Genomic DNA, 19,277 nt, shown 5'->3' with positions numbered 1-19,277 from the left:
CACCATGGTCGGAATTGCGGGAGTTATCTGCATCTTCGTGATGGTTTTCGGCGGCTATCTTCTGGCCGGCGGCAAGATGGGCATCATCCTGAAAAGCCTGCCCTTCGAGATGATCATGATCGGCGGCGCCGCCGTGGGCGCCTTCCTGATCGGCAATTCCATGTCCGAGGTCATCCACACGCTCAAGGACGTCGGCAAGGTCTTCAAGGGTCCGAAATGGAAGCCCGAGGATTACCGCGACCTGCTCTGCCTGCTCTACGAGCTGGTCCGCCTCGGCCGCCAGGACGCCGTCGCCCTCGAGGAGCATATCGAGAAGCCAGAGGAATCCGACGTCTTCTTGGAATACCCGAAGATCCTCACGGACAAGGAGGCGGTCGCGATGATCTGCGACACGCTGCGGGCGATGTCGATGAATTACGACGACCCCCATCAGGTCGAGGAGGTGCTTGAAACGCGCATGGAGGAGAACCTTCACCATGCCATGCATTCGAGCCATGCGCTGCAAGGCATGGCGGATGCGCTTCCCGCGCTCGGCATCGTCGCGGCCGTGCTTGGCGTGATCAAGACGATGGGCTCGATCGACCAGCCGCCCGAGGTTCTGGGCAAGCTGATCGGCGGCGCGCTCGTCGGGACGTTCCTCGGCGTGTTCCTGGCCTACGGCCTCGTCGGCCCCTTCGCGACCCGGCTCAAGGCCATCGGCGAGCAGGACGCGAACTTCTACTCGCTCATCCAGGAGGTGCTGGTCGCCAACCTGCACAACCACGCCACCAACATCTGCATCGAGGTCGGCCGTCAGCGCACCCCCACCCACATGCGTCCGAGCTTCTCCGAGCTGGAGGAGGCATTGAAGGCGCGGAAGGCGGCCGCGTGATGCGGATCGCCCCCGTTCTGGCGGCCCTGGCCGCCCTGCCCGTCTCCGCCGCCGCGGAATCCGTCAGGGTCCGCTCGGGAGAGCACGCCACCTTCTCGCGCCTCGTCTTTCCGAGCGAGGAGGCGCTGGAATGGACCGTGGAGCGCCCGTGGGCGGGCGAGGCGCGGATCGCGTTCATGCCCTCCCCCGATCTCGACCTGACGGACGTGTTCGCGCGCATTCCCCGAACCCGCCTGAGGGGCATGACCGCCGGAACCGGGGCGGTCGTCCTCGACCTCGGCTGCGATTGCCCCGTCGAGGTAAGCCAGATCGGCTCCGGCCATATCGTGATCGACGTCCTCGACGGCGAGCCGCTGCCGGAACGCCCCGCCCCGGTCGCGGTCGCGAACGCCCTGCCGTTCCCCCTTGCACCGCTGCCGATGACGCTGACCTTTCCGCAGATGCCCGCCGAAACCTCGAAGCCGCGCCATCCGCCTGCGCCGACGGCCGTGACGCCCGACGAACCGGACGACGTCCCGCCACAGGTGCGGCGGATGGAGGTCCGCGACCGGCCGTTCGTTCTTCCGGAGACCAGAAAGGCCGCGAAGACGCCCCTGGTCCCGTCCTGCGACCTCGAATCCATCGCGTCCGACATCCTGCTGCGCGACCCGAACGAGGCGTTCGTCGCGCTCGAAGGGGCGATGGCGGACGTCCTCGACGGCGAGGATCGCTTCGAGCCCGACCGTCTGATCGATCTCGCGGAAACCTATCTCGCCGCCGGGTTCGGCACGGAGGCGCTGCAGATCGCCGATCAGGCCGACCGGTCCGCCCCGCATGTCGCGGCCCTTGCCGCCGCGCTCGACGACCTGCCCCGCCCGGACGATGCCCGACTCGACCCGGCTTGCGGCCCCGCGACGACGCTCGTCGCCCTTCTGGACACCGATCCGGCGAAGGACTGGGAACGCGCGGATCGCAAGGGGCTGGTCGCGTTCGTCGATCAGCTGCCGCTGGAACGCTGGCGCGACCTCAAGGGGCGTCTCGGCGCGCGGCTGGCCATGGTCGGAGAGGACGACCTGCTGACCGGCATCCGCGAGGACGTCGGGACGCCCGAATTGCAGGTCGCGACGGACGACGCCACCGCGGCGGGAACCGACGCGGCGGCGATAACGGCCGTGCGGACGATCCTGTCGCGCGCCAACGAGGACGGCGCGGCGAGCGAGGACATCCATCTCGTGAACGCCATGGCGCTGCGCAGCTCGATCCCCCCCGGCCCGGAGAAGGCGCAGTTCGACCTCGCGCTGGCGACCGCCTTCGCCCTGTCGCGCCGACCGGTGGAGACGGTCGATCTCGTCGCCGACGGCAGCGTGCCCGCCGACCCCGTGTTCGACGTCGTGGTGACCCGTCTGGAGCCGGCGGTGGCCGCGGAGTTTCTCGCGCGCCTGCGCCCCCACCTTTCGCCGGAACGTCGCGCGGATCCCCGCCTGCCGCCGCTCTTCGCGGCGATCGGGCTGCCGGGGGCTGCCGCCCGCTTTGCCGGGCAGACGATTCCCGACCGTCCGCGCGAAGTGACCGACGCGCCTGCGACCGACCCGTGGCTCGCGCGCGATCTCGTGGGCATGGCGGAGGCGGCGGACGAGGCGATCCGGGGCGAGGTCTCCGCCGCCATCGTGGAGCGGAACACCACGCCGCTGCCCGAAACCGACCTCGCGGCGGCCGAGCGCGTGCTGCGCGACAGCGAGCGTCTGGGCGCCCTGCTGGCCGATCTGCTCGCCGGCGACGCGCCGTCGTAACCGCGGATTAACCATCCGGCGACTAGAGGGAAACCATCTCCCCGAGACCTTCGCCGCGAGCCCCCCATCCATGAGATCGATCTTCCAGCCCACCGTGATGATGGCCGTGGCCCTGATGGCGATCATCCTGATGATGATCCTGCCGATGCCGTCCTGGGTGCTCGATATCGGCCTGTCGGCGAGCTTCGCGCTGGCGATCCTGATCTTCACCACGACGCTCTTCATCGAACGGCCGCTCGACTTCTCGGCCTTTCCGACGATCCTGCTCGCCTCCTTGATGCTTCGTCTGTCGCTCAACGTGTCGTCGACCAAGCTCATCATCGGACAGGGCCATACCGGGACCGACGCCGCCGGCCACGTGATCGAGGGCTTCGCGAGCTTCGTGATGGGCGGCTCCATCGCGCTCGGGCTCGTGGTGTTCGGCGTGTTGCTGATCGTGAACTTCATGGTCATCACCAAGGGCGCGACGCGCATGGCCGAGGTCGGCGCGCGCTTCGCGCTCGACGGGATGCCCGGCAAGCAGCTCGCCATCGACAGCGACATGTCGGCGGGCGCCATCGACCACGAGGAGGCCAAGCGCCGCCGCGAGACCGACCTCGCCGAGACCACGTTCTTCGGCTCGCTCGACGGTGCCTCCAAGTTCGTCAAGGGCGATGCCGTCGCGGGCCTTCTGATCACCATCCTGAACCTCGTCGTGGGCTTGTCCGCCGGCATGATCGCGCACGGGATGCCGATCGGGCAGGCCGTCGAGACCTATGCGATCCTCACGGTGGGCGACGGGCTCGTCTCGCAGATCCCGGCGGTCATCATCTCCATCGCGTCGGGCCTCCTGCTCGCGCGCGGCGGCGGCAAGGGCGCGGTCGATATCGAGATCGTGGCGCAGATCGGACGCAAGCCGGCCGCGCTCGCCACGGTGGCCGGAATCATGATGGTCTTCGCCCTCGTCCCCGGTCTGCCTTTCCTGCCCTTCACGGCCGGTGCCCTCATTCTCGGTGGCTGCGCCTGGCTGCGTCGGAAATCCGACCTGAAGGCTGCCGAGCCCGAACCCGTCGAGGAGCTGGAAGCCATGCCCCGGCGGGAGATCGGCGACGTGCTGGCGCTCGACGACATCCGGGTGGAGTTCTCGCTCGACCTCGTGGACCTGGCCCTCGATCCGTCGAACGGCCTCGAATCCCGCATCAATGGCCTGCGCGACCATATCGCCGAGAAGTTCGGCCTCATCCTGCCCGAGATCCGCCTGACCGACGACCAGGGATTGCCGGGGGGCACCTATGCGATCCGCATACATGGCGTGGAGATGGCCTGCGACCGGCTGGAGCGGGATCACGTGCTGATGCTGACCGGGGCGGGCTCGCCGGAAACGGTGCCCGGCCGCGACGTGAAGGAGCCGGTCTACGGCGCGCCCGCGCGCTGGATTCCCGCAAGCGCCGCCGAGGAGTTGATCGGCGAGACCATCGTGACCCCGGGCGAGGTGCTCGCCACGCACCTGCTCGAGGTCATCAAGTCGAATTTCCCCACATTGCTCGGCCTGAAGGGCCTGCAACGCCTGCTCGACGCCTTCGCGAAGGTCTCCTCGCCCGAACGGTCCGTCGCGAACCGCCGCCTGCTCGAGGATCTGGTCCCGTCGAAGGTGCAGCCGGAGCTTCTTCTCGCGGTCCTGCGGCTGCTGCTGGCGGAGCGGGTCTCGATCCGCAACCTCCCCGTGATCCTGGAGGCGATCGCCGAACGCCGCGACATGGGCCTCTCGCCCGAGGATATCGCCGAGCATGTCCGCCATCGCCTCGCCGCGCAGATCACCGCGGAGCTGAAGCGATCGGACGGCACCCTGCCGCTGATCCAGCTCGCGCCCGACTGGGAGGCCGCGTTCGAGCAGCATCAGCTCGACGGCGCGGGCGGACGCAGCGACGTGGCGCTTCCCCCGGAGCTGTTCCAGAAGCTCGCCAAGGGCCTCGCCGAAGGAATCAGCCGTGTCGCGGAGCAGGGCAGCCATGCGGCCATCGTCACCTCTTCCCGCCGGCGCCGGTTCCTCCACGACGTCATGGCGGCGCGCGGCCTGTCGAACCCGGTGATCGCCTACGAGGAGATCGGCCACAACACGTCGCCCGCCATCGTCGGCTCGGTCGCCGCATGATCGAGGGCGCGCTCGCGCTTCACGACGCGGCGCTGCCCGTCTTCATGCAGTTCTTCGCGACGTTCCTGCGCGTCGGCGGCATGATGCTTCTGGTGCCGGGTCTGGGCGACCGGATGATCCCGGTCCGCGTCAAGCTCGTCGCGGCTTTCGCCCTGTCGGCCGCGGTGGCGCCGTCCGTCGTCCAGCCCGACACGGTTCCGCCCGGCCTGATCGCCGTCGAGCTGACCATCGGCCTCGCCCTCGGGGCCGTCCTGCGCTTCGTCGCGATGGCGCTGACCATGGCGGGGATGATGGCGGCGCAGCTCACCTCGCTGTCGCAGCTCTTCGGCGGCGCGGAGCCGTCCTCCGCGATGGGCAACATCCTCAACCTCGCCGGACTCGCGTTGCTGATGGCGTCGGGTCTGCCGCTGATGCTCGTGGACATGCTGATCCGCAGTTACGACGTGCTGCCGATGGGACTGGCGCCGGCGGGCGGCGACCTCGCGGAATGGGGTGTCGCGCGCGCGGCGCGCGCCTTCGCGCTGGCCTTCGGGATGGCCGCGCCCTTCGCGCTGGCGGCGCTGCTCTACAATGCCGCCATGGGCGTCATCAATCGCGCGATGCCGCAGCTCATGGTGGCGCTGGTCGGGGCGCCCGCGATCACCGGGGCGAGCGCGGTCCTGCTGTTCCTGTCCGCCCCGCTCATCCTGACGGTCTGGAGATCCGCCATGCTCGCCGCGCTCGGCGACCCGATCGGGGGCGGCATGCCGTGAGCCAGGACGACGGCGCCGAACGCTCCCACGAGCCGACGGAGCAGAAGCTCCGCCAGGCGCGCGAGAAGGGCGACATCGTCAAGTCGCAGGACCTTTCCACCTGGGCCAGCTATCTCGGGGTCCTGCTCTGCCTGTTCATGATCGCGTCACCGGCCTCGCAACGGATCGTCGATCTGGGCGGCACGCTCCTTCTGCGCGCGGAACGCCTGTCGGAGCCGCTGCGCACGGGCGGCGCGAACCAGAGCGGCGCGATCCTTCTGGAAACCATGACGGTGATCGGCCTCGTCGCCCTGCCGGCGGCCCTTCTGGTGATCGTCGTTCTGGTGGTGCAACAGGCCTTCGTGGTCGCGCCCGACAAGATCAAGCCGAAGCTGTCGCGGATCTCCATCCTCGGCAACGCCAAGAACAAGTACGGCCCGACCGGGCTCTTCGAGTTCGCGAAGTCAGCCGTGAAGATGCTCGTCTTTTGCGGGCTCCTCGGCTGGTTTCTCCTGCGCCACGCGGACGAGATGGTCGGCGCGGCGGCGAGCGATCCGCGCGCCGTGGGAGCGATGATGCCGGCGCTGCTGTCGGAATTCACGATCGCCGTCGTCCTCGTCTCGGGCGCGATCGCGGCGGTCGACTACCTCTGGCAGCATCATTCGTTCATCAAGAAGCAGATGATGACGCGCCAGGAAGTCCTCGACGAGATGAAGCAGTCCGAGGGCGACCCGCACATGAAGGGCAAGCGGCGTCAGCGCGCGCAGGAAATCGCGATGAACAAGATGATCCACGACGTGCCCGACGCGACCGTGGTCATCGTCAACCCGACCCATTACGCGGTCGCGCTCAAATGGTCGCCTTCGGACCCGTCGCCGCCCGTCTGCCTCGCCAAGGGAGTGGACAATGTCGCGCTGCGCATCCGCGAGGCGGCGACCGAAGCGGGCGTGCCGATCTACAGCGACCCGCCCACGGCGCGCGCGCTTCACGCCACGGTAGAGGTCGGCGCGCCGATCGAGCGCGAGCACTTCGCCGCCGTCGCCGTCGCCGTCCGCTTCGCGCGCGGCATGATGAAGGAGAGCGGGGCGTGAGCGGGACGTCCAGAAAGACCGCCGAGCTCGCGCGGCTGCGTCGGCTCGCCGACCTGCGGACCGACCGCTCGGCCGCCCGGCTTGCCCGGATCCAGGGATTGATCGACGAACTCGAGGGACGCGCGGGTGCGCTTCGCGATGCCCGGCCCGAGCCGCCCGCCTCCATCGGCGAAGCGCAGATGCAGGACCGCTGGAATCGTTGGCGGCGGGAGCAGGTGACGATGCTGAACACACAAGTCGCCCGGCTCAACGCCGTCGCGCAACCGCAACGCGAAACCCTCGCACGGGATCGCGCGAGGGCTGCGGTACTGGGAAAGCTGAAGGACCGGCTCAAGCCCTGACCCCGGGCGAGAGCCGGGTCAGGCCGATTGTCGGGCCAGCGAGACGATCAGGATTCGGACCGTCTCGTCCGACAGGTGGCGGATCACCACCTCGTCGAGCCGCTTGCGCAGCCGCTCCATCGCGCGGGGCTCGGTGAAGTCGCCGTCGAAGCCGCCGAGGCTGCCATGCAGGAAGAGCGCCTGGTTCAGCCCGTCGCGCAGGACGGGCTCCCGCAACAGGATCTTCTCCTCCGGCGTCTGCTCGGATCGCAGGCCGAGCGTCACGATCACATTGCTCCAGACATGGCCATTCCGCAGGACCGGCACCACGAAGGGGTCGCGCAGGGTCACGGCCGATGGTTCGACCAGATCGGCCTTCACGGGTTTGGCCACGTGAGCGCCCTCCTCCGCGGGTTTCTCCTCGGCGGGCGGGGGCTTCAGGACGTATCCCGCCGCACCGCCTCCGAGCAGTGTGACGAGGATCACGGCAACGGGGATCAGCTTGCCCATGTCAGAACGGCAGGATGATGTCGGCGACCTGCTGGCCGTAGCGCGGCTGCTGGACATCGGTGATCTGGCCGCGGCCGCCATAGGAGATGCGCGCTGCGGCGATCTTGTCGTAAGTGATCTCGTTCTGGCGCGAGATGTCCTCGGGCCGGACATAGCCGGTCACCAGCATCTCGCGAAGTTCGAAGTTCACGCGAACCTCCTGACGCCCCTCGATCTGGAGCACGCCGTTCGGCTGCACGTTGATGACCGTGGCGGCGAGGCGGACGGTCAGGCGTTCCTTGCGACGCACGCCGCCCTGCCCCTTCGAGGTGCTCGAGGAATCGAGATCGACGGCGTCGGCGAGGCTCGCCCCCTCGGGGAGACGGTCCTGAAGGTTCTGCGGCACGCCAAAGAGCTGCGGGATCTGCATGGATTCGGACCCGCTGCGCGAGCGGTTGGTGGCGTTGTCGATCTCGGCGCGGTCGTCGATCTCGACGACGACGGTGAGAATGTCGCCGCGGTTCCGCGCCCGATGATCGCCAAGCAGGGATCGCTTCCCGCCGGTCCAGAGCGACGCCGCCCTGAGCGGATCCCGCGAGGCGAGAATGTCGACGGGCTGCGGCGCGGCCATCGCGAGGCTCTCGTTGCTCTGCTGCACCGGCGTCAGTTCGGGGGCCTGCCCCACATCCTTGATGCGCCCGCAGGCGCCGAGCGCGAGCGCGGCGCAAAGGAAAAGAAGCGGAAGTCGTTTCATCTGAGGGCTCCGACCGATCTGGTTTAGTTCACGACCACGGCGCCATCGGACGTGGCGATGCCGGTGACCGTATTGCGGGAGGACAGGTTCATGACGCGGACCGGCTCGCCCTCGCCCGCGCGGCCGAGCGCGCGACCTTCGAGGGTGATGGTGAGCCCGCCGCGGTTGAAGACGAGGGGGACCGTGGCATTGCGCTGAACGACCGTCGGCAGGCCGACATCGCGTGTCTGGACGGGCCGACCGGGATAAAGGTTCACCCGCGCCTCGAGACCGACAAGGTCGCGCGGGTCCTCGAACCCGTCCTCCACGGCCGTGTCGGCGAAGGCGAGGTCGTCGGACGTCAGCACCGTCCCGGCGCGGATCGGCTGGACGACCATCACCGATTCCGCGAGGGCCGGGCCGGTCATCATGGCGAGAAGAGCGAGGAGACGGATCATCTGATCTGCGTCGTCGCCGACATCATCTGGTCGGCCGCGGTGATGACCTTGGCGTTCATCTCGTAGCCGCGCTGTGCCTCGATCAGGTTGGTGATCTCGCGCACGGCGTCGACGGAGCTTTCCTCGAGATAGCCCTGGCGGAAGAAGCCGAGTCCGTCCTCGCCCGGGAAGCCCACGAGCGGATCGCCCGACGCGGCCGTCTGCCCGTAGAGATTGGAGCCGAGCGCCTCAAGCCCCTTCTCGTTGGAGAAGTTCACGAGCGACAGCTGCCCGAGCAGCTCCGGCTCGACCCGGTCGATGAAGTAGGCGTAGATCTCGCCCTCGGGGTTGATCGTGATCGACCGGGTGTCGGCGGGAATGGTGACGTCGGGAACGACGGGGTGCCCGTCCGAGGTGACGAGCTGCCCCTCGCCGGTCCGCTTGAGCGCGCCGTCGCGGGTATAGGCCGACGCGCCCGACGGGAGCGTCACCTCGAGGTAGCCGCGCCCCTCGATCGCCATGTCGAGGTCGCCGCCCGTCGCGGCCAGCGCGCCCTGCGCGACCTCCATGGCGACCGCGGTTGGGCGCACGCCGAGGCCGAGCTGCACGCCCGCGGGCACGATCGCCCCGTTGGACGCGTTGATCGAGCCGGCACGCGTCACCTGTTGGTAGTGCAGATCCGCGAACTCGGCCCGGCGGGCGTTGTAGCCGGTCGTGTCCATGTTCGCGAGGTTGTTGGAGATGACCTCCACCCGCGTCTGCTGGGCGGCCATGCCGGTCGCCGCGATGCTGAGTGCGCGCATTCTGCCGCTCCTTTCACTGATCCATCAGGCGGAGCATGGCGAGCATCCGCTCGTGCTCCTTGTCCATGAAGTCCTGGCCCATCTTGTAGGCGTTCTGGACCTCGACCATCCGCGCGATCTCGATCACCGGATCGACGTTCGAGGCCTCGAGAAAGCCCTGCACCACGCGCGGGTTCTCGACCGGCTGGAACTCCTCGGTCGCGAACATCGTCCCTGCCCGGCGCGTCATCGCGCCGGCATCGTCGGGCAGCACGACGCCCACGCGCGCGATCGGCTGGCCGTCGGCGGAAAGCGTCCCGTCCGTGCCGACGCTGACCGCGCGGGCGTTCTGGGGCACGAAGACCGGCGCGCCGCCCTCGTCGAGGAGCGGGTGGCCCTCCGGCGTCTGCAGCGATCCGTCCGCGGCCGCCACGAAGGCGCCGGCGCGGGTCAAGTGCGTCGCGCCGTCCACCTCCACCGTGAAGTAGCCCTCGCCCTCGATGGCGAGGTCGAAGGACCCGCCGGTCCGCTCGAGGCCGCCCTGATCGAAGCGGGTCTGCCGCCCCGTGGCGCTGGCGAAGGAGATCGAGGGGGAGTCGCGTCCCGTCCGGGTCACGTGCTCGGAGAAGATCAGCCCCTCGGCGCGGTAGCCGGTGGTGTTGGCATTGGCGATGTTCTGCGCGATCACGTCGATCTCGCGCAGGAGGCCGGCCTGACGGCCGATGGTCGTGTAGATGCCGTCCGTCATCTCGTCAGAATCCCTGGATGATGGGCACGATCGTGTCGGTGAAGTAGCGTCCGAGCGTCAGCGTCATGAAGCCCATCGTCCCCCAGAACACGGCGAGGATCGCGGCCATCTTCGGCACGAAGGTCAGCGTCATCTCCTGGATGGAGGTCAGCGCCTGAAGCAGGCCGATCGCGAGACCGACCACCAGCGCCACCGCCAGGATCGGAGCCGAGATGAGGACGGCGATCCAGAGACCCTGGCGAAGCGTGTCGAAGAAAAGAAGCTCGGACATCGGGCGCGGGTCTCAGACCTGCATCCGGAGGATTTCCTGATAGGCCTCCACCACGCGGTCGCGGACCGTCACCACCGTGTCGACAGCGAGCTGGCCCTCGGCGAGCGCGGTGACGAGCGCGTGCGGATCGGCGCCGCCGGTGACGGCGGCCCCGGCCTGCAGCTCGGCCTGGCGAAGCATGTCGGCAAATCCGGCGGCGGCCTTCGTGGCAGCGTTCGGCTTGGGTGCGGGCGTGCCTGCCAGGCCCGCCTGAATCGGTGAAAGGTCCATTCTGGCCTCCTATGGGTCGTCTCGTCTAGTTTGCGGGGTGGGGCCCTAGCGCTTGAGGAGCCCGAAAAGCTCGGCCGACATGCGTCGCACCTGCTCGAACATCTTCAGGTTGGCCTCGTAGCTGCGCTGCGCCTCGCGGGCATCGGCCAGTTCGGTGACAAGCTCCACATTGGAGCCGTCGTAGTAGCCCTCCGCATCGGCCATCGGATGCGCGGAGTCGTAGATGCGGGGGAGGTCGCCCCTCTTGAGCTGCACCGGGCCGGCCTCGATCGCGCCGGAGCGGCGTCCGTCCTCGACCGCCGCGCGGAACTCGATGGTCTTGCGACGGTAGCCCGGCGTGTCGACGTTCGCGATGTTCTCGGAGATGTGGCGCAGGCGCTGACCCTGCCCGCGCATGCCGCTGGACAGGACCGAAAGTGCGCTCGAAAATTCGGTCATGATCAGCCCCGCCCGAGTCCGGCGCGCATCATGCCGAGCGCGCTGCGATAAACGGTGAGGGCGCGGTCGTGCTCTCGAGCGGCGTCGACGCCGCGCAGGATCTGGTCTTCGAGATCGACGGTGTTTCCGTTGGGATCGGCCGCGACACCGCGAAGCTGGAAGGCCTCCATCTGGCCCTCCCGCCCCGCGAAATGCCCCGGATGCGTACGACGCAGGCCGAACTCGTCGTCGGGGGAAAACGGAGCGAGGTCGAGGGCCCGGAAGCCCGGCGTGTCGGCGTTGGCGACGTTGCCGGAAATGACGGCCTGCCGCGCGGCCGCCTGCTTGGCGGATCCTGCGGCGAGTCGCATGATGGCGGGCATCTCGTTCACTGGCGAACTCCTTCGTCGTCCGTGAAACGATGCCTTAAGACTGATTCCTTTAGAAACCGTTGCATATCCAATGGAGGTCGTCCGTGACCGAACCCGACGAGACCCATGCACCCGATCCGTTCGGCACGTTGCGCGCGCAGGTCAGGCTCATCGAGCAGAGCTATCCGTTGGGGCGCATCACCAGTCTCGACCCGGCCGGGTTCGTGGTCGAGGGTCTGTCCGATCACGCGCTTCTGGGCGACGAGCTCATCATCGACGCGGCGGGCGGACAGAAGCTTCGGGCCGAAGTCTCCCGGCTCGACCGGACATCGCTGCGCGCCACGCCCTTCGGGGCCGCGGAGGGCCTGCGGATCGGCCTCGCCGTGCGGCCGGCCGGCTCGCCGCGCATCGCCCCCGACGCGTCATGGATCGGCCGCATCGTCGACCCGTTCGGCCGGCCGCTCGACGGTCGCCCGCTCGGCAACGGCGCGCCCGTGCCGCTCCACGCCGAGCCGCCCGCACCGGCGCGGAGACGCGGCATGGGGGCGCGGCAGCGGACAGGCTTCGCCGTCCTCGATACGATGCTGCCCATCGCGGCCGGCCAGCGGATCGGCCTCTTCGCGGGGTCGGGCGTCGGCAAGTCCACCCTTCTGGGATCGCTCGCGCGCGAGATGGAGGCGGACATCTGCGTCCTCGCGCTCGTCGGCGAGCGGGGCCGAGAGGTTTCGGATTTCGTGCGCCGCGTCCTCGGGCCGGAGGGCATGGCGCGCACGGTGGTCGTCGCCGCGACCTCCGACATGCCGGCCAATACGCGCAGGCGTTGCGCCTTCGCGGCGCTCGCCGTGGCCGAGCACTTCCGGGACAAGGGCCGCAAGGTCCTTTATCTCTGCGACAGCGTCACCCGGCTTGCCGAAGCGCACCGGGAGGTCGCGACCGCCGCGGGCGAGCCGGCCTCGCTCCGCGGCCACCCCGCCAGCCTCACGCCGCTTCTCGCCGCTCTCTGTGAAAGGACGGGTCCGGGCGTGGACGCGCAGGGGGACATCACCGCGATCTTTTCCGTCCTCGTCGCCGGCTCCGACATGGAGGAACCGGTGGCCGACATCACCCGCGGCCAGCTCGACGGCCATGTCGTCCTGTCGCGCGAGATCGCGGAAGCGGGTCGCTTTCCGGCCATCGACGTGCTCCGGTCCGTGTCCCGCTCCCTGCCCGAGGTCGCCACGCGGGAGGAGAACGGAATCATCACGGAAGCGCGGAAGATTCTCGGCACCCACGATCGCAGCGACCTGATGGTCAGCTCCGGCCTCTACGAGAAGGGCTCGAATCCGGAGATCGACCGCGCGACCGCCCTCGTCCCGCGCATGAACGAGATCTTCACGACGCAGGGACTGGCCCGCCCCGGCGACGGCTTCCGACTCCTGGGCGGGCTCTTGGGGAAGCCCTATACGGGCCGCACGGCGTAGGGCCGCGACTTGCCTGGGGCCGTCACGGGCGGATCAGTAGCCACGAAGCAGCATCAGGGCGGGCGAAGATGCGCTGCTTTCGGTCGAAAGCCCGGCCATGATCGTGTACCGATCGACGACCTTGTCCAGCGCCTCCCCCTTGCCGAGCTCGGAAAGGTCTGACGTTCCGAACCGGGCCTCCGCGCGCTCCATGAAATCCTCGAGCTGACGATCGATGGAAAGCGCGGCGAACGAGGACGGCAGGTTCAGCGCGGTCTCCATGACCGTGCGGAGGGGCGGCGTGCTCATCAAGGTGAACCACTTGGTGCGGTTCGATCCCGGACCGGCACCGAGCTCGGCAAGCTCCCGCTTCGCATTCAGGGCCAGACGCATCGTCTCGTCCGTCGCGCCCATATCGGTCTCGAACCTGCGGTCCTTGTAGAGCGCCTCGATCTTGTCGGCAAAATCGGGCATCTTGCTGCTCGGCGACGCGAAATCGCCAAACCCGAAGGCTCGGCTCAGGTCGCGGTAGCGCTTGTCGGACATCTTGTTGGCGAGCGATTTCGGATCGTCGACGCCCTCCGCCAGCACGGTCTTGATCAGATGCCTGGAGTTGATGTCCTCGTCGAGGCCGAACGCACCGAGCGCGACGGAAAGGAGCCGGTAGTCCTTTACCAGCTCCTCCGGCGTGTTGATCTTGCCGATATTCTCACGGAAGTAGTCCAGATCCCGCTGGATGACGGCGCTCTTGCCATGCGCCGTCTTCTGCACCTCCATGGTCGTCTGGAGGAAGCGCCATCCGGCCAGTCCGCCGGTCGGGACGAACGGCTGGAACGTCATGACGTGCCAAGCGACAGCAGGACGGCTTCCTTCTTTCGCAATCCGCCCAGCAGGCGCAGCGCCTGATAGAACTGGCCCTCGCGCAGATGCGCCACGATCCGGTCGATGCAGTCCCGGTCCATGTCGGCCACGAAAGCGTGCCTGAGCGGCACGAGCGCGGCAAGCACGTCGTCCAGCGCCACGCGCGGCTCGATCTCGCCGATCAGCATCATCTGCACGGTATGCGCGACCCGACTGACCGGGGTCGTCGCCTCCGCGGGATCGACCGCATCACGAAGCCGCAGGATTTGCGTGTCCGGGGTAAGAAGACGCAGCCGGGCGCCGCGCCCGACATTCTCGATCACCGCGCCATTGACCACAATCCGGTCGCCGGCGGGGAATTTCAGCATGAGACCGGCCATTTACTTCGCCCCCGCGGACAGGCCCGCCGCAATACGTTGGTTTATCTCGCAAAGCACCTCGGGCTCGGCCTTCCTGCGGAGCACGGCGCTGGTGTGGCGGTCGACAAAGGCCGCGAGGCCGATGAGGCTGGCGCGAAGCTCCGGCGCCATCAGGTTGGCATCCGATACGCAGCACGAGACGACCTCCTGCCAGAGGCGGCGATTGTCGTGAAGGGCAGAGACTTTCTCCGAGTAAGGAGCGTCCTCGTCGGCGAAGACCGCCCGCATCCGGCGCGTGACCTTGGCGAAGACCAGGGCTTCGGCGCGGCCGGGCGTCGTGAGGCAGGGATCGATGGCGGCATAGGCCGCGGCAGCGTGCTGGGAGTAACCCATGGATTCGAGAACTCACTTTTAGCGAGCTTCGCGCGCCTGATGCGACGCGGGCGGCGAAGGTCCGGCGCTTTACGCCGTGGTCCAGAGGGAGGCCCGCCCCGGAGGACCGGGGCGGGCGGAGGGTTCAGATCAGCGGAAGAGCGACATGATCGCGCCGGGCGCCTGGTTGGCGATCGACAGCGACTGGACGCCGAGCTGCTGCTGCGTCTGCAGGGCCTTGAGGCGGGCCGAGGACTCTTCCATGTCGGCATCGACGAGGCTGCCGATACCCATTTCCATCGTGTCGGACAGCCTGCCGATGAACTCCGACTGGTCGGAGATGCGCGCGGCGGCGGCACCCAGTGAGGACGCGCCTTCCACGGCCTTGGTCAGCCAGCCTTCGATCTCGGTCAGGGCCGTCGCGGCGCTGGCCTTGTCGGTGATCGCGGTCGCGCCGGTGGTATCGACGTTGGTCTCGAAGTCGGCGGAAGCGACGGTAATCGTCGAGGTGGCCGGCGCGCCGGCGCCCGTGCGGTCGAGCGAGGAAACGACCGTCAGGCCGGTGCTGCCGTTGCCGTCGGTATCGGTCTTGAGCAGGTTGGTGCCGTTGAACTGCGACGAGCCGATGATCGCCTGGATCTGCTCGCGCTTCTTGGCCAGCGTCGCCTCGATCTTGCCATGGTCGACGTTCTCGGAATGCGCCGAGATCGCGAGTTCCTTCATCTCGTTGAGCACGTCGACGATCTGCTCGGCACCGGCGGAGGCGACGGACACCGTCGACTCGCCCAGCGACAGGGAGTCCTTGACGGCCTTGAAGCCGCTGACATCCGATTCCATGACTTTCGAGATCGCCCAGATCGCCGAGTTGTCCTTGGCGGAGCCGACCTTCTTGCCGGTCGAGATTTCGTTCTGCGTGGTCTCGAGGTTGCTGTTGATCGACTTCAGGGTCTGCAGCGCGACCATCGCGCCGTTGTTGGTCAGAATGCTGGTCATGGGTGTGTTCCTTTGAATGCGCCTGCTTCGCAGGCATGTGACGTCCGCCTTCGCGGATGGCTCGACATTCTGTCCTTCGGGACCCGATCGCTTCGGTGTTTCCCGTATCGCCGTTCTCGGCATGGGTGGTCTTAGTGTCACGGACTTAAGCGAAGCCTAACAGCGAGGTTGCCTGTTCCTCGACTTTGCGTCGCATTTGAGTGGTTTGCTGGGCAAGACCCGGACACCGGCGGACGACGGCCCGGCGGAAAGCCTAGAGCGGCAGCGCGGGACCTCCGGCCACGAGCTCTTCCATCACGACATAGGTGCGCGTTTCCCGTACGCCCGGAAGCGCGGCCAGAGCCTCGGCGAGGAAGGCGCGGTAGTCGGCCATGTCCCGGTGCCGCGTCTTCAGGAGGTAGTCGAACCCGCCGGCGACCATGTGACATTCCTCGATCCCCGGCACGCCGGCGACAGCCTGCGCAAAGGCCGAAAAGACGTCGCCGTCCGTCCGCTCCAGCTTGACTTCCACGAAGGCGATCAGGCCCAGCCCCAACGCGGCGTGGTCGAGGCGGACGGTGTAGCCCGCGATGACGCCCGCGCGACGCAGCCGCCGCATCCGCTCCGCCGTCGCGTTGGCCGACAGGCCGATCCGGTCGGCCAGGGCCGTGACGGAAAGCCGCGCATCTTCCTGCAGTGCGCGGATCAGCCGCCGATCCGTCCGGTCGATGGAAGCAGGCACCGCGAAATCCTCCGTTTTCGGCCGTCCCGCAGATCATACGACAAGCCCTTCCGGGCGTCAGGTCGCGTTTTCGGTGAATCATGCCGCCTTCGCCGTGCTATCTCTGCAACGAGACAATCCGAGGAGCCCGTCCATGTCCTTCTCCGCCCCCTTCGCCGCGCCCGACGAAACGCTCGTCCCGGCGCTCCTGCCGCTCGCCGAGGTCGCGCCCGAGACGCGCCAGCGGGCCGAGCGCCTGATCCAAGGCATCCGCCGCGCGCAGACGCGGATCGGCGGCCTGGAGGACTTCCTGCGCGATTACGACCTTTCCACCCGCGAGGGGCTCGCGCTGATGGCGATGGCGGAGGCGCTTCTGCGCGTGCCTGACGAGGCGACGCAGGACGCGCTGATCGCCGACAAGATCGGCGCCGGAAAGTGGGACGAGCATGCGCCGTCCGATGCCTGGCTCGTTTCCGCGGCGACCTGGGGGCTCGACCTGTCGAACCGTCTGCTTCGTCCGGGCGATACCGTGCCCGGTGTCCTGACGGGGCTGGCCCGCCGCATCGGCACGCCCGCCGTGCGCACCGGCGTCCGGCAGGCGATGCGCTTCATGGGCCACCAGTTCGTGCTGGGCGAAACGATCGAAGGCGCGCTGAAGCGGGCGCGCGAGAACGAGGCGAAGGGCGCGCTGCACAGCTACGACATGCTGGGCGAGGGCGCGAAGACGCGCGCCGATGCCGAGCGCTATGCGAAATCCTATGCCGGCGCGATCGACGCGATCGGCCGCGCGGCGGGCAACCGCGCCCTGCCCCGCCGGCCCGGCATCTCCGTCAAGCTCTCCGCCCTTCATCCCCGCTACGAGCCGCGCAACCGCGCGGCGGTGCTGCGCGAGCTTACCCCAATCCTCGTCGATCTGGCCCGCAAGGCGAAGTCCTACGACCTGAACTTCACCGTCGACGCGGAAGAGCAGGACCGGCTGGAGCTGTCCCTCGAGGTAATCGGGGCGGCGTTCGAGGACGAGGGCCTGCGTGACTGGAACGGCTTCGGCCTCGCCATTCAGGCCTACGGCAAGCGGGCCGAGTCGGTGATCGACTGGACCGGCGACCTCGCCCGCCGGTACGGACAGACGATGATGGTCCGGCTGGTCAAGGGCGCCTACTGGGACACCGAGATCAAGCACGCGCAGGTCGAGGGCCATGCCGATTACCCGGTCTTCACCCGCAAGGCCGTCACCGACCTGAACTACCTCGCCTGCGCCAAGAAGATGCTGGCGCTGCGCCCGCACCTCTATCCACAATTCGCCACCCACAACGCGCTGACCATCGCCAAGATCCTCGAGATGGACGCGGAGGGCCACGGCACCGGCAACCGCCATCCCGGCGGGTTCGAGTTCCAGCGATTGCATGGAATGGGCGAGGCGCTCTACGCCGCCGTCGCGAAGGAAACGGAGATGCCGTGCCGGATCTACGCCCCCGTCGGCGGGCACCGCGACCTTCTGGCCTATCTCGTCCGCCGCCTGCTGGAGAACGGCGCCTCCACGAGCTTCGTGGCCATGGCGGGCGACAAGGACGTCGACGTCGCCGCCGTGCTCGACATGCCGCAGGATCTCGCCGCGACGCCGCGGCATCCGCGCATCCCGATGCCGAACGGCCTGTTCGCCGGGCGCCGCAACTCCGCCGGCGTCGAGATCGGCGCACGGCGGGAGCTCGACGCGCTGTGCCACGACATGCAGCGCGCCCCGGCGGCGCCCGAAATCGCCCCGATGGCCCCGTCCGACATCGACGGCGCGATGTCCCGGGCCCGCGCGGCCTTCGCCGACTGGTCCACCACCGCACCCGCCACCCGTGCCGCGATCCTGCGCCGGGCGGCGGACCTTCTGGAAGCGGAACGGCCCGCGTTGATGGCGACGCTCGCGCGGGAAGCGGGCAAGACCATCGACGACGGCATTGCGGAGATCCGCGAGGCCGTCGACTTCCTGCGCTTCTACGCCGACGAGGCCGAGACGCTGTGCCAGCCGCGCATCCTGCCCGGGCCCACGGGCGAGTCGAATGAATGGCGGGTCCGGGGCCGCGGCGTCTTCGTCACCGTCGCGCCCTGGAACTTTCCCTTAGCGATCTTCCTCGGCCAGAACGCCGCCGCGCTCGCCGCGGGCAACGCCGTGGCCACCAAGCCCGCACCGCAGACGCCCCGGATCGCGGCGCAGGCGGTGGCGCTGATGCACCGCGCTGGCGTGCCCGAGGACGCGCTGATCCTCGTGCCCGGCGGCGTCGAGACGGGCCAGGCGCTGATCGCGCATCCGGATGTCGCGGGCGTCGCGTTCACAGGCTCCACCGCCACGGCCAAGGCGATCAATCTCGCGCTCGCACAGAAGGACGGTCCGATCGTCCCCCTCATCGCGGAGACCGGCGGGGTTAACGCGATGATCGTGGACGCCACCGCCCTGCCCGAGCAGGTGACGCGCGACGTGGTCGCCTCCGCCTTCCGTTCCGCCGGCCAGCGCTGCTCCGCCTGCCGCATCGTCTACCTGCAGGAGGACGTGGCCGACCGGATGCTCGAAATGTTCGAGGGCGCGGCGGCGACGCTGACCCTCGGCGACGCCATGGACCCGGCGACCGATATCGGCCCCGTCATCGACGAGGCCGCGTTGCGAAAGCTGCGCGAGCACGTCTCCGCGCACCGCGTGCGCTGGCAGGGCGACGCGCCACCCGAGGGCCTCTACATGCCGCCGACGATCATCGAGCTCGGCCCCGACGACCGGCTGACGGAGGAGGTGTTCGGCCCCGTCCTGCACGTCAAGCGCTGGAAGGCCGGGCGGATCGACGCCGTGCTTGACGAGATCGAGTCGACCGGCTTCGGCCTGACCTTCGGGCTCCATTCGCGCATCGACCACACCATCGACCGCGTCACCGCCCGTGCGCCGGCCGGTAACGTCTACGTCAACCGCAACCAGATCGGCGCCATCGTCGGCTCCCAGCCTTTCGGCGGGCGCGGCAAGTCCGGTACGGGCCCGAAGGCGGGCGGCCCCCTCTATCTTCAGCGTTTCGTGGAGGAGGTCGTCGTCTCGACCGACACCACGGCGGCGGGCGGCAATGCGACGTTGATCGCGATGGAGTCGCGCTAGA

The 19,277-nt window shown here is 68.6% G+C and carries 22 protein-coding genes; 8 read left to right on the top strand and 14 right to left on the bottom strand.

The window, feature by feature from the left end; translation table 11 throughout:
• Nucleotides 1–4: 4 nt before the first annotated feature.
• The 6 genes from motA to Q1B08_RS10930 all read left to right on the top strand — a co-directional run bounded on the left by motA (nt 5) and on the right by Q1B08_RS10930 (nt 6,934).
• Entirely contained in the window at nt 5–871 is an 867-nt protein-coding gene (gene motA / locus Q1B08_RS10955; RefSeq protein ID WP_299818258.1) for a flagellar motor stator protein MotA, read from the top strand.
• Nucleotides 871–2,640, top strand: coding sequence for a hypothetical protein (locus tag Q1B08_RS10950; protein WP_299818255.1), 1,770 nt, complete (start codon nt 871–873; stop codon nt 2,638–2,640). The genes motA and Q1B08_RS10950 overlap by 1 nt, the downstream gene beginning before the upstream one ends.
• 70 nt (nt 2,641–2,710) lie before the next feature.
• The gene (locus Q1B08_RS10945) at nt 2,711–4,771 is read left to right on the top strand and encodes a flagellar biosynthesis protein FlhA (protein WP_299818253.1); all 2,061 of its coding nucleotides are present in this window, start codon (nt 2,711–2,713) and stop codon (nt 4,769–4,771) included.
• Nucleotides 4,768–5,523 carry a flagellar biosynthetic protein FliR gene (locus Q1B08_RS10940; RefSeq protein ID WP_299818250.1) on the top strand — a complete coding sequence of 252 codons (756 nt, stop codon included), beginning with the start codon at nt 4,768–4,770 and terminating at the stop codon, nt 5,521–5,523. The genes Q1B08_RS10945 and Q1B08_RS10940 overlap by 4 nt, the downstream gene beginning before the upstream one ends.
• The gene (locus Q1B08_RS10935) at nt 5,520–6,593 is read left to right on the top strand and encodes a flagellar type III secretion system protein FlhB (RefSeq protein WP_299818247.1); all 1,074 of its coding nucleotides are present in this window, start codon (nt 5,520–5,522) and stop codon (nt 6,591–6,593) included. Before Q1B08_RS10940 ends, Q1B08_RS10935 begins: the two co-directional genes overlap by 4 nt.
• Nucleotides 6,590–6,934: a hypothetical protein gene (locus Q1B08_RS10930; protein WP_299818244.1), complete on the top strand. Its 345-nt coding sequence runs from the start codon at nt 6,590–6,592 to the stop codon at nt 6,932–6,934. Before Q1B08_RS10935 ends, Q1B08_RS10930 begins: the two co-directional genes overlap by 4 nt.
• Nucleotides 6,935–6,952: 18 nt before the next feature.
• On the opposite strand, the gene Q1B08_RS10925 is transcribed toward Q1B08_RS10930, so the two are convergent.
• Genes Q1B08_RS10925 through Q1B08_RS10885 form a run of 9 tightly spaced genes read right to left on the bottom strand, consistent with a single transcriptional unit; the run spans nt 6,953 to nt 11,443 of the window.
• Nucleotides 6,953–7,423 (bottom strand): hypothetical protein, encoded by a 471-nt coding sequence (locus tag Q1B08_RS10925; protein ID WP_299818241.1) that lies wholly within the window; start codon nt 7,421–7,423, stop codon nt 6,953–6,955.
• 1 nt (nt 7,424) lies between these two features.
• Nucleotides 7,425–8,156, bottom strand: a complete 732-nt coding sequence (gene flgH, locus Q1B08_RS10920) for a flagellar basal body L-ring protein FlgH (protein ID WP_299818238.1) — start codon at nt 8,154–8,156, stop codon at nt 7,425–7,427.
• A gap of 23 nt (nt 8,157–8,179) precedes the next feature.
• Nucleotides 8,180–8,593, bottom strand: a complete 414-nt coding sequence (gene flgA, locus Q1B08_RS10915) for a flagellar basal body P-ring formation chaperone FlgA (protein ID WP_299818235.1) — start codon at nt 8,591–8,593, stop codon at nt 8,180–8,182.
• Nucleotides 8,590–9,375, bottom strand: coding sequence for a flagellar basal-body rod protein FlgG (gene flgG / locus Q1B08_RS10910; protein WP_299818232.1), 786 nt, complete (start codon nt 9,373–9,375; stop codon nt 8,590–8,592). The genes flgA and flgG overlap by 4 nt, the downstream gene beginning before the upstream one ends.
• A gap of 13 nt (nt 9,376–9,388) precedes the next feature.
• Nucleotides 9,389–10,102, bottom strand: coding sequence for a flagellar hook-basal body complex protein (locus Q1B08_RS10905; protein WP_299818229.1), 714 nt, complete (start codon nt 10,100–10,102; stop codon nt 9,389–9,391).
• 4 nt (nt 10,103–10,106) lie between these two features.
• Nucleotides 10,107–10,373 carry a flagellar biosynthetic protein FliQ gene (locus tag Q1B08_RS10900; RefSeq protein ID WP_299818226.1) on the bottom strand — a complete coding sequence of 89 codons (267 nt, stop codon included), beginning with the start codon at nt 10,371–10,373 and terminating at the stop codon, nt 10,107–10,109.
• 12 nt (nt 10,374–10,385) lie between these two features.
• On the bottom strand, nt 10,386–10,643 hold the full coding sequence (locus tag Q1B08_RS10895; RefSeq protein ID WP_299818223.1) for a flagellar hook-basal body complex protein FliE: 258 nt from the start codon (nt 10,641–10,643) through the stop codon (nt 10,386–10,388).
• 45 nt (nt 10,644–10,688) lie between these two features.
• Nucleotides 10,689–11,081, bottom strand: a complete 393-nt coding sequence (flgC, locus tag Q1B08_RS10890; RefSeq protein ID WP_299818220.1) for a flagellar basal body rod protein FlgC — start codon at nt 11,079–11,081, stop codon at nt 10,689–10,691.
• Between the two features lie 2 nt (nt 11,082–11,083).
• Nucleotides 11,084–11,443 (bottom strand): flagellar basal body protein, encoded by a 360-nt coding sequence (locus Q1B08_RS10885; protein ID WP_299818336.1) that lies wholly within the window; start codon nt 11,441–11,443, stop codon nt 11,084–11,086.
• A 92-nt stretch (nt 11,444–11,535) separates the two neighbouring features.
• Between Q1B08_RS10885 and Q1B08_RS10880 the strand changes: the two genes are divergently transcribed.
• Entirely contained in the window at nt 11,536–12,891 is a 1,356-nt protein-coding gene (locus tag Q1B08_RS10880; protein WP_299818217.1) for a FliI/YscN family ATPase, read from the top strand.
• Nucleotides 12,892–12,924: 33 nt separating this feature from the next.
• On the opposite strand, the gene Q1B08_RS10875 is transcribed toward Q1B08_RS10880, so the two are convergent.
• The 5 genes from Q1B08_RS10875 to Q1B08_RS10855 form a co-directional block, all read right to left on the bottom strand.
• Entirely contained in the window at nt 12,925–13,710 is a 786-nt protein-coding gene (locus Q1B08_RS10875; protein ID WP_299818214.1) for a DUF1217 domain-containing protein, read from the bottom strand.
• Nucleotides 13,707–14,099: a flagellar biosynthesis repressor FlbT gene (locus Q1B08_RS10870; protein WP_299818211.1), complete on the bottom strand. Its 393-nt coding sequence runs from the start codon at nt 14,097–14,099 to the stop codon at nt 13,707–13,709. Before Q1B08_RS10870 ends, Q1B08_RS10875 begins: the two co-directional genes overlap by 4 nt.
• A gap of 12 nt (nt 14,100–14,111) precedes the next feature.
• Entirely contained in the window at nt 14,112–14,483 is a 372-nt protein-coding gene (gene flaF, locus Q1B08_RS10865; RefSeq protein WP_299818208.1) for a flagellar biosynthesis regulator FlaF, read from the bottom strand.
• Between the two features lie 129 nt (nt 14,484–14,612).
• Nucleotides 14,613–15,455, bottom strand: coding sequence for a flagellin (locus Q1B08_RS10860; protein WP_299818204.1), 843 nt, complete (start codon nt 15,453–15,455; stop codon nt 14,613–14,615).
• Between the two features lie 253 nt (nt 15,456–15,708).
• Nucleotides 15,709–16,176 (bottom strand): Lrp/AsnC ligand binding domain-containing protein, encoded by a 468-nt coding sequence (locus Q1B08_RS10855; RefSeq protein WP_299818201.1) that lies wholly within the window; start codon nt 16,174–16,176, stop codon nt 15,709–15,711.
• A 133-nt stretch (nt 16,177–16,309) separates the two neighbouring features.
• Here Q1B08_RS10855 and putA point away from each other — a divergent pair, with 133 nt between their 5' ends.
• Nucleotides 16,310–19,276, top strand: coding sequence for a bifunctional proline dehydrogenase/L-glutamate gamma-semialdehyde dehydrogenase PutA (putA, locus tag Q1B08_RS10850; RefSeq protein ID WP_299818198.1), 2,967 nt, complete (start codon nt 16,310–16,312; stop codon nt 19,274–19,276).
• The last annotated feature ends 1 nt before the right edge of the window (nt 19,277 follow it).

The sequence above is a fragment of the uncultured Jannaschia sp. genome (assembly GCF_947494025.1).
Classification (GTDB): Bacteria; Pseudomonadota; Alphaproteobacteria; order Rhodobacterales; family Rhodobacteraceae; genus Jannaschia.
This window is presented reverse-complemented; position numbering and strand designations above follow the sequence as displayed.